At 46.3% G+C, this 13,252-nt stretch carries 15 protein-coding genes; 6 read left to right on the forward strand and 9 right to left on the reverse strand.

Features of this window, described 5'->3' with window-relative positions; all coding sequences use genetic code 11:
* Positions 1 to 102: 102 nt before the first annotated feature.
* Both ONT08_RS07680 and ONT08_RS07685 read left to right on the forward strand, forming a co-directional pair.
* Positions 103 to 825, forward strand: coding sequence for a phosphatase (locus tag ONT08_RS07680; protein ID WP_117587727.1), 723 nt, complete (start codon positions 103 to 105; stop codon positions 823 to 825).
* Positions 826 to 862: 37 nt separating this feature from the next.
* Positions 863 to 1,405, forward strand: a complete 543-nt coding sequence (locus ONT08_RS07685) for a beta-class carbonic anhydrase (RefSeq protein ID WP_117587733.1) — start codon at positions 863 to 865, stop codon at positions 1,403 to 1,405.
* A 93-nt stretch (positions 1,406 to 1,498) separates the two neighbouring features.
* Here the strand turns inward: ONT08_RS07685 and ONT08_RS07690 are convergent, their stop codons facing one another.
* From ONT08_RS07690 to ONT08_RS07700, 3 genes are read right to left on the reverse strand one after another with little or no spacing between them, the layout of a single operon-like run.
* On the reverse strand, positions 1,499 to 2,005 hold the full coding sequence (locus ONT08_RS07690; RefSeq protein ID WP_117587726.1) for an HD domain-containing protein: 507 nt from the start codon (positions 2,003 to 2,005) through the stop codon (positions 1,499 to 1,501).
* Between the two features lie 32 nt (positions 2,006 to 2,037).
* Complete coding sequence (locus ONT08_RS07695; RefSeq protein ID WP_117587725.1) at positions 2,038 to 2,301, reverse strand: GlsB/YeaQ/YmgE family stress response membrane protein; 264 nt, start codon at positions 2,299 to 2,301, stop codon at positions 2,038 to 2,040.
* A 31-nt stretch (positions 2,302 to 2,332) separates the two neighbouring features.
* Positions 2,333 to 2,794 carry a peroxiredoxin gene (locus ONT08_RS07700; RefSeq protein ID WP_118085989.1) on the reverse strand — a complete coding sequence of 154 codons (462 nt, stop codon included), beginning with the start codon at positions 2,792 to 2,794 and terminating at the stop codon, positions 2,333 to 2,335.
* Positions 2,795 to 3,061: 267 nt separating this feature from the next.
* Between ONT08_RS07700 and ONT08_RS07705 the strand changes: the two genes are divergently transcribed.
* The 3 genes from ONT08_RS07705 (at position 3,062) to ONT08_RS07715 (ending at position 5,060) form a co-directional block, all read left to right on the forward strand.
* Positions 3,062 to 3,901 carry a phospholipase gene (locus tag ONT08_RS07705; protein ID WP_437181606.1) on the forward strand — a complete coding sequence of 280 codons (840 nt, stop codon included), beginning with the start codon at positions 3,062 to 3,064 and terminating at the stop codon, positions 3,899 to 3,901.
* Between the two features lie 213 nt (positions 3,902 to 4,114).
* Complete coding sequence (locus ONT08_RS07710) at positions 4,115 to 4,663, forward strand: NUDIX hydrolase (RefSeq protein ID WP_117587722.1); 549 nt, start codon at positions 4,115 to 4,117, stop codon at positions 4,661 to 4,663.
* Between the two features lie 64 nt (positions 4,664 to 4,727).
* Positions 4,728 to 5,060 (forward strand): cupin domain-containing protein, encoded by a 333-nt coding sequence (locus ONT08_RS07715; RefSeq protein ID WP_022122055.1) that lies wholly within the window; start codon positions 4,728 to 4,730, stop codon positions 5,058 to 5,060.
* Between the two features lie 175 nt (positions 5,061 to 5,235).
* Here ONT08_RS07715 and ONT08_RS07720 read toward each other — a convergent pair whose 3' ends face one another.
* From ONT08_RS07720 to ONT08_RS07740, 5 genes are all read right to left on the reverse strand, one after another.
* Positions 5,236 to 5,625: a VOC family protein gene (locus ONT08_RS07720; protein ID WP_117692306.1), complete on the reverse strand. Its 390-nt coding sequence runs from the start codon at positions 5,623 to 5,625 to the stop codon at positions 5,236 to 5,238.
* Between the two features lie 56 nt (positions 5,626 to 5,681).
* Positions 5,682 to 6,416, reverse strand: a complete 735-nt coding sequence (locus ONT08_RS07725) for a hypothetical protein (protein ID WP_117587721.1) — start codon at positions 6,414 to 6,416, stop codon at positions 5,682 to 5,684.
* Positions 6,417 to 6,538: 122 nt separating this feature from the next.
* Positions 6,539 to 7,423, reverse strand: coding sequence for a carbohydrate kinase family protein (locus tag ONT08_RS07730; protein ID WP_118200927.1), 885 nt, complete (start codon positions 7,421 to 7,423; stop codon positions 6,539 to 6,541).
* 168 nt (positions 7,424 to 7,591) lie between these two features.
* A complete protein-coding gene (locus ONT08_RS07735; RefSeq protein WP_264959647.1) occupies positions 7,592 to 8,641 on the reverse strand; it encodes a zinc-dependent alcohol dehydrogenase in 1,050 nt (349 codons plus the stop codon).
* Positions 8,642 to 8,753: 112 nt separating this feature from the next.
* The gene (locus ONT08_RS07740; RefSeq protein ID WP_117587718.1) at positions 8,754 to 10,157 is read right to left on the reverse strand and encodes an MFS transporter; all 1,404 of its coding nucleotides are present in this window, start codon (positions 10,155 to 10,157) and stop codon (positions 8,754 to 8,756) included.
* A gap of 279 nt (positions 10,158 to 10,436) precedes the next feature.
* Here ONT08_RS07740 and ONT08_RS07745 point away from each other — a divergent pair, with 279 nt between their 5' ends.
* Positions 10,437 to 11,444: a LacI family DNA-binding transcriptional regulator gene (locus tag ONT08_RS07745; RefSeq protein ID WP_118085987.1), complete on the forward strand. Its 1,008-nt coding sequence runs from the start codon at positions 10,437 to 10,439 to the stop codon at positions 11,442 to 11,444.
* Positions 11,445 to 11,621: 177 nt separating this feature from the next.
* On the opposite strand, the gene ONT08_RS07750 is transcribed toward ONT08_RS07745, so the two are convergent.
* Positions 11,622 to 12,995 carry an NAD(P)/FAD-dependent oxidoreductase gene (locus ONT08_RS07750; protein WP_118086142.1) on the reverse strand — a complete coding sequence of 458 codons (1,374 nt, stop codon included), beginning with the start codon at positions 12,993 to 12,995 and terminating at the stop codon, positions 11,622 to 11,624.
* Positions 12,996 to 13,252 lie beyond the last annotated feature (257 nt).

The following is a 13,252-nucleotide window of genomic DNA, read 5'->3' on the forward strand; positions in this document are numbered from 1 at the left end:
AAATGGTGATTTATTATTAATTTAAATATCCGTAAAAACAAATTTTGATTAATTAATAGTTGTTTCTCTTACATTCTTAGTAAATATCATTACCTTTGCACCATGAAAACATTATTAGACGTTCATACACATACAATAGCATCAGGTCATGCCTTCAGCAGTTTGCAGGAAATGACCTTGACAGCAAAGGAGAAAGGGTTGGATATCTTGGGAATCACAGAGCACGGTCCCAATATCCCGGGTACCTGTGATCCTATCTATTTCAGAAACCTTCATTGTGTTCCACGCCAGCTCTATGGAATCAAACTGATGCTTGGAGCAGAACTCAACATCCTCAATACGAAGGGAGATATCGATCTCGACAAGGATTACTGGCGTATGCTGGATATCCGAATAGCAGGCATCCATAGCCTTTGCTGGCAGGGAGGAAGTAAGGAGGAGAATACGCAGGGTGTCATCAATGCCATGCGCAATCCCTTCGTGCAGATTATCTCTCATCCCGGCGATGGTACGGCAGAACTGGATTTCGAGGAACTCATGAAAGTTTCCAGGGAGACGCATACCTTGCTTGAAATCAACAATCATTCCATGGCTCCCATCCGCCACAAGACTGTGGCTGCTCCCAATAATCTGGAACTGCTGGAACTTGCCAAGAAGTATGAAACTCCAGTCATCTTCGGAAGTGATGCCCACTTCTCTACGATGATTGCCGACTACAGCAACATTATGCCACTGGTAGAAAAAGCAGAGTTCCCGGATGAGCTGGTTCTCAACTATCAGCCAGAGAAATTCATGGCTTACCTCAAGCCAACCCCTGAGAAATAGGAAAATTTAGTTTCACATTTCAATTTACATGACTATGATTATAGAAGAAATCATCAAGTATAATGAAAACTTCGTAGCCAGTAAGGCTTACGAAAAGTATCTTACGAGTAAATATCCAGACAAGAAACTTGCCATTCTTTCCTGTATGGACACCCGCCTCACTGAGCTTCTGCCAGCAGCTTTGGGCCTGAAGAACGGAGATGCCAAGCTCATCAAGAACGCCGGTGGACTGGTTATCAGTCCTTTCGACTCTGCCATGCGTAGTCTCCTTGTAGCCATCTACGAATTGGGTGTAGAGGAAATCATGGTCATTGCCCACTCCAACTGCGGTGCATGCCACATGAACGGACAGCAGATGAAGAAATTGATGCTCAAACGTGGCATCCATCAGAATGTTATCGATACCATCGGGCTTTGCGGCATCGACCTCGACCATTGGCTGGAGGGATTCCACGACACAGAGGATTCTGTAAGGAATACCATCAATACGATCCGTACACACCCTCTCGTACCAAAAGATGTCAATCTTCATGGTTATATCATTGACTCACAGACGGGCAAACTGACAGAAGTGAAATAGAATAAAGGTATTATTTTAATTAAAACACATAACAGCAGTTTGTTGTACTTTCACCTTCCCTCTATGATGCTCTTTCCAAGAAAGTAACTTTCGTTACAGTCCCCACATATCATTCAGCATACTGATAGCTGATTCCGAGCGGAATACATGATTGCGGAAGGTGATGATGCCTTCGGGAGCAAGGTGGGCTTCGAAGGAATTCACCAGAAAATCTGCTTCGAGCAGAATGCGGTGGTCGAGGCTGGTAACATCTTGATAAGTATGATGATGGGCAATGAGCCAGCAGATTCTTTCTATCTGTGCGGCTGTGAATCCATCTACTTCTGACAGTACTTTTCTTGCCTCGTCAGGACCCAGTTCTTCCTGGTGTTTGCCATCGCAGTTGCCGTATCTGGCTTGTGAAACGTGAATGCCTACATCGTGAAGAATGGCTGCTGCTTCGAGCACGAAGAGGTCTTCTCCGGTCATTCCCTCTGCTATCGCAATCATACGGGCAAAGTCGTGCACCTTTACGAAATGCTGGATGAGTGGCGCATCGCCACCATCATACTTAATCATCGCCCTCATCAGTTGGGCGAGTATCAATTCCTTGTTTGTCATAATCTTATGTTTTTTTACCAATAAAAAGAATACTAATCGAAGAGCTTCTTCCAAATCCACAATACCGCTATGGCGCCAATGACGCAGAAAATGAAGTTGGTAAGATAACCCTTGCCAAACAGTTCTATGTTCAGCAGATTGCTGATGATGGCGCCGGCATAACTGCCCACAATACCTATGAATAGGTTCATACAACATCCTTTGCCTTCGCCGCTCATGATGCGGTTGGCAATATAGCCAATGAAAATTCCCGTAAGGATTGGCCACGCTGTGAAATCTGCAATGTGTTCTAACATACTCTTTTTCCCACTTCGTTCGTTTTGTTCTTTATTGATGAATATAATCCAGAATCTGCTCGGCATGAATCTTGGTCTTGATCTCTTTAGGAGTGAAGATCTTCTCAATGAGGCCTTCTTCGTTGACAAGATAGGTGGTGCGGAGGATGCCGATGGTCTTTCTGCCACAGGTTACCTTCTCGCCCCAGCAGCCGAGTTCCTGCAGTAGGGTGGTTTCGGTATCTGCGATAAGAGGGAACTGCAAACCCTTGGTTTCGGCAAACTTCTTCTGCAGAGCCTGTTTGTCCTTGCTCACGCCGATAATCTCATAACCGGCTGCTGCCAACTCCTCCTTATGTGCTTGCAGGGAGCAGGCCTCGGCAGTGCATCCGCTGGTGTTAGCCTTCGGATAACTGTAGAGCACAATCTTGCGACCACGGTAGTCGCTTGCCTTTATCTCACGTCCGTCCTGGTCAATGCCAAGAATCTCTGGTATTCTATCTCCTACATTCATAATTCTATATTTATTTATTATATGTCTTGTTATGATGCAAAGATAATAAAAATAATGCGAACCGATGTGATTCTTATGATTTTTAACACAAATAATCGTTGTTTATCTTTCTACCTGGAAGTTTAAACGAATCTTTCTTTTGGATAAAAAAAAGAAAAATATAGGGAGGATATTTGGTAATATGCTGATATTTACTTACTTTTGTGTGATGAACGTTCATCGTATGAAACAGGGAGCGTGATACTAAACAGGTAAAAAAGGAAGAAAATGAAGAAGATATTTTTGTTTATATTATTCTGTCTTTCCGTATGCAGCATGTCGGCTTACGACTTTCTGCGAGCTGTGAAAGATGAGATTCCGGGAGGTTACAACTTCTGGGTTTATACGCCAGTAGATTATTTTTATTCGCAAGAGCAGACACCGGTCATCATCTTTCTGCATGGTGCCAGTCTTTGCGGCAAGAATCTGAATAAGGTGAGAAGATACGGACCGCTTGATGCCATCGTCAAGGGGCGCGATATCGATGCGCTGACCATCGTTCCGCAGAATCCGGGAGGAGCCTGGAATCCGAAGAAAATCATGGATATGCTCGACTGGGTGAAGAAGAATTACCCATGCGATTCTAATAGGGTTTATGTCTTGGGCATGAGTTTGGGCGGTTATGGCACCATGGATGTCTGTGCTACTTATCCCGACAGGATAGCTGCCGGTATGGCGCTGTGTGGCGGCTGTTCGTATAAGGATGTGAGCGGATTGGGCGATTTGCCTTTCTGGATTATCCATGGCACAGCAGATAGGGCAGTACCGGTCAAGCAATCGAAGGTGGTGGTAGATAAACTTGAAAAGGATGGCAAGGATACCCGATTGATATACGACTGGTGGAAGGGTGCCAATCACGGTACCCCTGCCCGCGTGTTTTATCTGAAGAAAACCTATCAGTGGCTCTTCTCTCACAGCCTTTCAGATAAGGACAGACCCGTGAACCGCAACATCAGTATTACGATGAGCGATCTGGGCAGAGCATATGGTGATGTGAACAGAAATGCCCCTCAGCCTGAACTCATCGACGGTCCGAGTGTAATCAAGGAAGAGGGAAATGAATATTAAGGAATCAGGTGAATAGTTCTGCTACCTTCTCCAGCCAATTCTTATCAATATCATCGAAGGTGCTGAGGTGTTCGCTGTCAATATCCAGTACGGCAAAAAAAATTGAAAAACTGTCATTTTCATAGAAATATTTCTATCCTTTCAATCTTTTTTCGTACTTTTGCACCATCAATTAAAATAAAGAAAATCCAGTTTTTTAAATGAAGTAAGAAAATGGCTGATAAAGATATGAAATGGAAGACGCTCTCGCAGAAGTATCTGATAGAGAAGCCATGGCTCACGGCACGAGTGGATAAGGTGGAATTGCCTACGGGAGCCATTATCGATGAATATTACGTGCTGGAATATCCTGATTGGGTGAACACCATCGCCATTACGAAGGAGGGAGAGTTCGTCTTCGTTCGCCAGTATCGCTATGCGATAGGTAAGACGGTGAATGAACTTTGCGCAGGAGTGATAGAGAAGGGCGAGGACCCGATGGCGGCTGCCAAGCGAGAGCTGATGGAAGAGACTGGATTCGGTGGCGGAAACTGGCAGAAGTGGATGACGATTTCGGCTAATCCGAGCACTCATACTAATCTTACCCATTGCTATCTGGCTACGGATGTGGAGCGCATGGATGTTCAGCATCTTGACCAGGCTGAGGATATCGAGATTCGCCTCTTCTCAAGAGAAGAAGTGATGGAAATGCTGGAGAAGGGAGAAATCTGGCAGAGCCTGATGGCGGCTCCGCTCTGGAAGTATTTTGCGAAAGCAAAGTAAGCTGCAGGGCTTCATCTATAAAAGCCAAGTAAATATTAGACATTAAACAATAAACATTATAAAGATGGTAATAGATTTCGAAAAGATTGCTGAGGCTCATTTGGAGGGCTTCAAGGGTGGACAGGGTAAACTCGACACCCGTAACTATGTGGATGACAAGGTGAAGATTATGTATTCTACCTTGCGTCCGGGTGCATCAACTGGTCTTCATACTCACGAGGGCAACTGCGAGATTATCTATGTGGTAAGCGGCACTGCTACTTTCCATTATGATGATACCGTGGAGGAGGTTCGACAGGGACAGGTGCATTATTGCCCTATGAACCATGCTCATTATATGGAGAACCTCACCGACCATGATCTGGTGTATCTCGCCATTGTGCCTGAGCATCATTAATATCCTTGAAACATCAATCAGGGAAAAACGCATCATATTCCTCAAGGAAAACGAAAAAAGAAAGTCCAACTCGGATGCCTCTCTCTGAAAGGCTCCAAGCTGGACTTTCGTCATTTTTATCTCTTTCTCTTGTATTGCTATGCTAATCTGTGTTTATCTAAAAGTCAGCTGCGGATTAGAGTTTCTCGCAGAACTCGATTTTCTCCTTGTTAGGACCCTCGATGGTGAAGAACTTTACACCATTCTCCCAGAAAGGAAGACCATTTACCTGCTGATCCAACATTTTGAATGTTCCGGCTTCCTTCACAACTTGGAAGAGATCGTCTATGTTCTTTACATCGATGGCGATGTGGTCAACGGCTCCATATTCCATCTTAGCCTGATGGTTCTGATAGGTCTCGATGATGAGATTGTGGAGCTGGAGGAAGGCTACTTCCTCGGTGCCGTTTACTGTGCGGAGGGCAGTCTCGAAGCCCAGGGCATGATAAAACTCAATGGTCTTGTTGATGTCGTTGGTAGGAATGCCGATGTGCTGCACGCCTGTTGTAAAATCTTTAATCTTCATAATGAATTTGTGTTTAGATGATTGTTATGATAAAACTTTCTGTGTTTTTTGAAGATTTAGAAGCGGATGATTTCTGCTCCAATCTGGAAATAACTCTGGTTGCTCTGCGGATTCCACATGCCCTTGGCGTAAACCGGAATGGTGTAGTTGCCGAGCTTGAGGTCGTGGGTGGCTTGCAGCGATACGTGAACGATGCCTGCCGTGGTTCCGAAGAAGTGGGCATCCTCGCCAGCTCTGTTAAGGGCGAAGGCTCCACCTACTCCTGCATCAACCTTCCAGCCATCCTTCTGGTAGATAGGGTATTCCGCATAGGCGAAGGTGGAATATTTCTGCTCGGTATTGTCGCTGTTGCGGTCGCGTCCGAATACTACCGTTGACCAGCTTAGGAGCAGTGGAAACTTCTCGTCCTGGAACCGGTAACTCAATGTAGCATCGAGGAATCGGCCGGTGGTATGGGCAGAATAGTTCCAGTATTCCTTATTATTATAAGTGGCGCCAGGGGAGAAGTTGTAGGTGTCCCACAGGGCGAATCCCCAACAGCCAGCCTTCAGATTCAGATAATGGTTAAACTCCTTGTAGGAGCCTTCCGAGTTGCAGCCTCCCCAAAGTCCCACGGTAACGTGGTCGTTGACCATCGTATAGCTCAGGTCGGTGAGGAGGACGATGCCGTCGGAAACTTCCATGCCACGCCACAGATGATTGTTCTGCACGTTGGCTTTCAGATGGAGCTGTGCCTGGGCGTTTCCCAGGCAAGCAGCCATCATCAAAACAATAACTACAATTCTTTTCATGGTTTTACTACAAAATAAACTAATAAACCTAATTAACTATGAACCTTATAAACGTTAACTAATTACTTAAACCATATATTACTGATAATTATAATTTGCATATAATTTGGGCAAATAAGGGCTTATCTTGTAAATTCCTTTGGCAAGATCGGCATGGCTCCGTTCTGTGTACAGACGAATGCCGAAACCTTTACTGCCAATTCATGAGCTTCCTTTACGCTCTTGCCCTTCAAGATGCTTGCCACGAATGCGCCTGTGAATGAATCACCGGCACCCACTGTGTCTGCCACTTCTACCTTCGGAGTCTCAATAAATGAAACTTCGCCAGGGGTGAATACGTAGCTGCCGTTTACACCGCAGGTAAGGATGAGCATCTTCAGATTGTACTTGCCCAAGAGAAGCCAGCATTTGTTCTCTAGGTCGATGCCCGGATAGCCGAAGATGCGGCTTACGGTAATCAATTCCTCATCATTGATCTTGAGGATGTTGCATCGCTTGATGCTCTCGGTGATAATTTCCTTATTATAGAATCCCTGACGGAGATTGATGTCGAAGATTTTGAGGATACCTTCGCCCTTAGGCATGTGGTCGAGGAAGCGATAGATGGTGTTACGGGAAACCTCGTTGCGCTGAGCTAGCGAACCGAAGCAGGCTGCGGTGCAATTCTCTGCCAACTTTTCCAGGGCTGGCGTGTAGGGAATGTTGTCCCAGGCTGCTCCCTCCTTGATGTCGTAGCATGGAATGCCGTTGGCATCGAGCGAAACCTGGACGGTGCCTGTAGGGTAGGCTACCTTGTCTATCTGATAGTTGAGATGGTGATCGTTGAGTTCCTTCTCCAGTTCCTTGCCCAGCTCATCATCGCCCATTGCGCTGACCGCACAGCTTTCGAGTCCGAACTGTGAAACGTGGTAAGCAAAGTTGGCAGGAGCGCCACCTAGCTTCTTTCCTTCTGGAAGCACATCGAAGAGTGCCTCGCCAATACCTATTACTGATTGTTTCTTTTCCATTGTCATTTTTACTTTAAGAATGTTAGAGATGTTACTTGATTTCTGTTGCAAAGGTAGCATTTTTCTGCTACCTTCACAAAGAAAATCATCTAAACTTTCTGCAAACGTTCCCGCAATCGTTTCCAATTTCTGCAATCGTTTGCAGTATATTTCTTCTCTTCTATCTCTTTACTTCTTCTCTCCAGGTTTCTGTTCGAAATCGATGAGAACCTTCATGCTGGTTTCGCGATGAGTGTCGATAAACTTATAGGCATCATCGTATTCTTCGAAGGCAAAACGGTTGCTTACGAGTGGCTTGAGGTTGACGATGCCCTTGCTTACGTAATCGATGGCTGTGAGATAATCTTCGTGGCGATACATCATTGAACCGATGAGTCTCAACTCATGTTCGCCGAGATAGAACATGCTGAGGGATGGGTCCTTGGCAAAGACTGCCACAACAACGATGTCGCTACCTTTCTCGATGGTCTCCATCAGTGAACGGATGGAAACTTCTACACCTGCTACCTCGAAACCTACCTGATAGCCTTCCTCACCGAAAAGTTCCTGGGCAGCCTCCTTCAAGGTCTTCTTGGTAATGTTGAGGGTGTGCTTGATGCCGCATTCGCGAGCCTTAGCCAGGCGAAGGTCGCTTACATCGGTAATGAGTACATTCTTGGCGCCACGGGCAATGCAGAACTGGGCTATGAGGTTGCCGATGGTTCCTGCACCGCTCACTACTACATTCTTACCCTTCACGTCGGTGCGGTTGCTGGCATGGGCACCAACGGCTGAAGGCTCAATCATGGCACCATAGTCGAGGCTCATGTCTTCCGGCAACTTAGCCACGCGGTCGTCATCTACTACAAAGAAATCCTGTGCTGCACCATCTGCCTGAAAAGCCTGAACACGCAGGTGCTCACAAACATTATACTGTCCGCGCTTGCAAGGGTTGCACTTGCCGCAAACCAACTGTGGGCGAGCGGTGATATGGTCGCCAGGCTTGCAGACGGTAACTTCGCTGCCTACAGCCATAACCACTCCAGAGTACTCATGTCCCTGAACCACTGGATAGAAGGTGGCTGGGTGAAGACCGTGGTAAGAGTGAATCTCGCTACCGCAGATGCCGATGCGCTTGATGTTGACGAGAACCTGATGAGCAGTTAAGTCTGCTGCCTTTGGTTCTGCTACTTCCTTGAATTCGATATGCTTTGGTTCTACCAATATTGCCTGTCTCATAATTATAATGTTTTGAAATTGTTATTGTTATGTTGGTGGGATGAAAGATCCCGGTTTATCTTTATATTCTTTGCTGAACCCACTTTTTAAGTGGGCTCTTTTTTATTTCTTCTTATTTTCTTTCTTTCTTCTTATTCTCCAGATCGGTCATGATCTGCTTGTATTGCTTCTTGTTGAGCTTGTAGAAGCAGAGGCATCCTGCGGTGATGATCCACAAGACTCCCGGAATGGTGCTGAAGGCGTGGTGCATAATGCTCAATACTTCCGGATTCTGCATGGCATTGCTTACGTATCCTGCGCTGCCCAGAGCAATGGCGAGGAGCGATGTGCCGAGTGCCATTCCTATCTTGTTGCCCAGCGAGATGAAGGCGTACTGGAATCCGTCGTTTCTGATGCCCGTCTTCCACTCGCCATACTCCACACAGTCGGGGATGATGGCATAGATGGCTGTATTGAAGCCTGAGAAGAAGAACCACGACAAAGCTGAGAACAGATAGAACATGATGGCGCTGCCGTTAGGGCTGAAGAAGTACAGACCTATCATCGTAATACCGGTGAGGAAAGCGAAGATGGCTGCCGTGAAACCCTTGTTGCCCGTTTTTCTGAATACCAGAGGGAAGCAGGCTGCACCTATGATGCTTGGCACGATGATGGCCATGGAATAGTAGGAGAAGAGCGTTGCCGAACCTTCTACATAAGTGAAATAGTAGAGCATGTCGGCGTTGCGTCCGTAGTGGATGAAACCGAAGAGTAACTGTCCTAAGAGGGCGAGCAGATAGGGCTTGTTCTTCATCACGGAACGAAGCTGCACCTTTAATGGGAGCTTCTGTCCCACAGGAACTTCTACCACTTCCTTGGTCTTATGGAAGCAGAACAGATGGCAGGCGGCGAAGATGATGCCGTAGAGTACTGCCACAGCCAGATAACCATATTTGGTATCGCCTGCGCCAAACCAGCTGATGAGCGGAACGGTTACGATGTTGATTACTCCGATGGCCATCATGGCGCTCACCGAACGGCTGGTGTTGAGCTTGGCTCTCTCATCGATGTCTTGCGTCATGGCTCCGCAGAGTGTGCCGTAAGGCAGGTTCACGCAGGTATATCCCAGCACCAGGATGCAGTAGGTTACTGCCATATAGATAATCTTGGCGGTCTGGCTCCATTCCGGATGAGCCCAGAAGGTGAGTATCAGTACCAGTGCCGTGATAGGAGCTCCGAAGAGCAGCCAAGGGCGGAATCGTCCCCATCGGGTGTGGGTCTTATCGGTAAGTGTGCCGATGATGGGGTCGTTGATGGCGTCCCAGAATCGGGATACAAGCATCAGGGTTGCTACGGCACTCATGCTGATTCCGAACACATCGGTGTAGAAAATCATGAGGAAGTTGCCCACGAACATCCAACTGAAGTTGCAGCCCACATCGCCCATGCCATAGGCGAGCTTACTGATGAAGGGAACCTTTCCCTGCGAATTGTTCTCTAGCGAAGTGTTCGCTTGAAATTTTGAATCTTGTTCCATATTCTTTTTTTAGGTTTGATTGTGATACTTAATATTGTTTATTCTTTGTTTTGTGTAGGAATAGAGCGATTTGAGAAATCGTTTTTCCTTTTCACGCTGCAAAGATAGAACGATTTTGCTGGAAAAACAAGAAAAAAAACGGCTGTTTTTCCGCAACCGTTCCCGCAACCGTTCCCATTTTCCGCAACCGTTCCCAAAAAGATTTCTCTGTTTTTTGTTGTAGCTTTCATAGAAAATAAGTATCTTTGCAAGCACATATAACAAGAAAGAAAAAGAGATATGGCAAAATATGTAACTATCATGGATATTGCAAGGGAACTGGGGATTTCCAAGTCCACCGTTTCGCGTGCTCTTTCGGGAGATACGGGTAATGTGAAGGCGGAAACCTTGCAGAAGATATTGGCAACTGCCGAGCGGATGGGCTATCATCGCAACGAACTGGCTGTGAACTTTCGCCAGCAGAGTACTCATAACATCGGCATCATCATTCCCGAAATCGTCACCACTTTCTATATGACCTTTATCAATGAAGCTCAAGCCATCTTGCGCAAGCAGGGGTATAAGGTAATGATTGCCATTTCTAACGAGAATCCTGAGCAGGAGAGAGAGAACATTCTGATGATGGAGCAGCTGCGTGTGGATGGCATCCTGATGAGTGCATGCGATAAGGAGCATAATGTGGACCTATATAATAAGGTGATAGAAAGGGGCATTCCCATTGTGTTTTTCGATAGAACGGTGGAGAAGGTAAAGGCTTCACAGGTGCACATGGACGATTACATCATGTCGTTTTTCATGGTGGAGACTTTGTTGCGCAAGGGGTATAAGCATATTATTCATATCCCGGGACCTGCTTATATCCGAAACAGCTATGAACGATTGAGGGGCTATCGGGATGCGCTGGAAAAGTTTCATATAGAGTATCAGGCGCAAGATGTCTTGTCGCCAGCCTTGTCGGCTGAAGAGGGTAGTTGGGTGATGGAGCGTTTCCTGGAGAAGAATGTGCCCTTTGATGCGGTTTTTGGCTTTACGGAGACTGCTGTGTTGGGAGCCAAGAGTGCTATCCAAAAGCGTGGCTTGCGCATTCCGGAGGATGTGGCGCTTTGCTGCATGTCTGGCACAGCTCTGGCTACTTTGGTTCATCCTCAGTTGACGGTAGTGGAACAGCCTATTGAGAAAATGGCGCAGGAAAGTTGCCGACTGCTGCTGGAGCATATTGCCGATGGTTATAGAAGGATAGAGGAAATTGCATTGAGAGGTGAAACTGTGATAAGGGAATCTACTTAATAAAGGTATCGGCTTCAGGAATCTGCATAAAAGAAGCTGTTTTCAGAAAGCAGTGTAAAAGGAAACAGTTTTTGAAAACAGTGTAAAAGAAACGGGTGTATCATCTATATTATTGAATGATACACCCGTTTTCTATCTCTTTATTTTAAGCATTTAAACTTAATCTATCGCCTTATCTTAAGCTTCCTCTTCCTCTTCTTCATTTTCCAGTAAGTCGGTGCCGAGGTGAGTGGTCTGTTCACGCTTCAAACGATCGCGCACTTCCTTAGGCTTGGTGGCGTAGGTAATCATTCGGATAGAATCGTTGTAGCTTACGTACTTCCAGAGCCAGTTGAGCAATACCATTACCTTGTTCTTTACGCCAAGGATAGAGCGGAGGTGAACTACCAGCCACAATACCCAGGCAAAGAAGCCCTGGCTGTGAAACTTGCCTAGTTCTACCACAGCCTTGTGTCTTCCGATGGTAGCCATAGAACCCAGGTTCTTGTAGCGGAAAGGCTTGAGTTGGGAATCAGTGGCTCCCTCGGCAATCTTCTGGATATTCTTAGCCAGGAGTGCTGCCTGCTGAATGGCTACCTGTGCCAACTGTGGATGACCGCCAGGATAAGCTGGGTCTGTGGTCTGGATACACTGGTCGCCGATGGCGAAGAGACCGTCAATGCCAGGGATGCGGTTGAATTCATCTACTACGATTCGGAAACCACGGCCCAGATGGTCGCCATCGATACCTGTGATAGGCTGTGCCTTTACACCTGATACCCAGAGGAAGGTGCGGGTAGGAATCTCCTGACCGTCCTTCATCAGAACCTTGTGGTCCTTGTAGTCGGTTACCATTTTGCCAAACTGTACATCCACACCCATACTGGTAAGGAATTCGTATGCTTTCTTAGAAGAGTCCTGTGACATTCCGGCGAGCAGTCTGTCGCCCGCTTCTAGAAGATAGATGTGCATCAGAGATGAGTCCATATCAGGATAATCATAAGGAATCACGTAGCGCTTCATTTCTGAGAGGGCTCCGGCAATCTCTACACCTGTGGCACCACCGCCTACAATGACCACGTTCAGGAGTTCCTGTCGCTCCTCTTCTGTGGCACAGGTCAGTGCACGCTCCAGATTACTCAGCACAGCGTTGCGCAATCCCATTGCCTCTGAAACGGTCTTCATCGGAATAGCCCACTTCTCGATGTTGGCATTGCCATAGAAATTGGTAGTGGTTCCTGCTGCGAACACCAGGTAATCGTACTCAATCTTACCGATGGAAGTCTGCAGAATCTTCTTGTCTGGGAATACGGCTCTCGCTTCTGCCATGCGGAAGTAGAAGTTCTTGCGCTTGCGGAAAATCTGGCGGAAAGGGAAGGAGATGGAACTTGGGTCGATACCTGCTGAGGCAATCTGATAGATAAGTGGAGGGAACTGATGGAAGTTGTTCTTGTCGATCAACACCACCTGTAGGTTTGCCTTGCTCAGGTCTTCAGCCAAGCGAAGACCGCCGAGTCCACCACCTACAATCACAACTCTTTTCAACTGATTTCTCTTGATATTAATGCTCATAACTACTGCTGTTTTTTACATATTAATTACATATATTTGCTGAAAATTCTGTTCTCTATAAGGCGTAATGCCTGGTTCTTGCTGAAAATTCGACTGCAAAGGTACAACTTTTTGATGATGTGGCAAAGGAAGATGAGAAGAAATGTGGGATTGAAAACTGTTGCAATCGTTCTCATTTTAGATTCTTGAAAATGAAGTTGTAAAATGTAATATTCAGATAGCATTTTTTTTAGCATTTTTTTTGAGAAATGTTGTCG

Source organism: Segatella copri (genome assembly GCF_026015465.1).
Taxonomy (GTDB): Bacteria; Bacteroidota; Bacteroidia; order Bacteroidales; family Bacteroidaceae; genus Prevotella; species Prevotella copri_E.

Excerpts from the sequence above, each read along its gene's own strand:
- ONT08_RS07750 (WP_118086142.1), bottom strand. The coding sequence starts at position 12,995 with ATGAGCATTAATATCAAGAGAAATCAGTTGAAAAGAGTTGTGATTGTA.
- ONT08_RS07745 (WP_118085987.1), top strand. The coding sequence starts at position 10,437 with ATGGCAAAATATGTAACTATCATGGATATTGCAAGGGAACTGGGGATT.
- ONT08_RS07715 (WP_022122055.1), top strand. The coding sequence starts at position 4,728 with ATGGTAATAGATTTCGAAAAGATTGCTGAGGCTCATTTGGAGGGCTTC.
- ONT08_RS07680 (WP_117587727.1), top strand. The coding sequence starts at position 103 with ATGAAAACATTATTAGACGTTCATACACATACAATAGCATCAGGTCAT.
- ONT08_RS07725 (WP_117587721.1), bottom strand. The coding sequence starts at position 6,416 with ATGAAAAGAATTGTAGTTATTGTTTTGATGATGGCTGCTTGCCTGGGA.
- ONT08_RS07690 (WP_117587726.1), bottom strand. The coding sequence starts at position 2,005 with ATGACAAACAAGGAATTGATACTCGCCCAACTGATGAGGGCGATGATT.
- ONT08_RS07740 (WP_117587718.1), bottom strand. The coding sequence starts at position 10,157 with ATGGAACAAGATTCAAAATTTCAAGCGAACACTTCGCTAGAGAACAAT.
- ONT08_RS07710 (WP_117587722.1), top strand. The coding sequence starts at position 4,115 with ATGGCTGATAAAGATATGAAATGGAAGACGCTCTCGCAGAAGTATCTG.
- ONT08_RS07720 (WP_117692306.1), bottom strand. The coding sequence starts at position 5,625 with ATGAAGATTAAAGATTTTACAACAGGCGTGCAGCACATCGGCATTCCT.
- ONT08_RS07705 (WP_437181606.1), top strand. The coding sequence starts at position 3,062 with ATGAAGAAGATATTTTTGTTTATATTATTCTGTCTTTCCGTATGCAGC.
- ONT08_RS07730 (WP_118200927.1), bottom strand. The coding sequence starts at position 7,423 with ATGGAAAAGAAACAATCAGTAATAGGTATTGGCGAGGCACTCTTCGAT.
- ONT08_RS07700 (WP_118085989.1), bottom strand. The coding sequence starts at position 2,794 with ATGAATGTAGGAGATAGAATACCAGAGATTCTTGGCATTGACCAGGAC.
- ONT08_RS07695 (WP_117587725.1), bottom strand. The coding sequence starts at position 2,301 with ATGTTAGAACACATTGCAGATTTCACAGCGTGGCCAATCCTTACGGGA.
- ONT08_RS07735 (WP_264959647.1), bottom strand. The coding sequence starts at position 8,641 with ATGAGACAGGCAATATTGGTAGAACCAAAGCATATCGAATTCAAGGAA.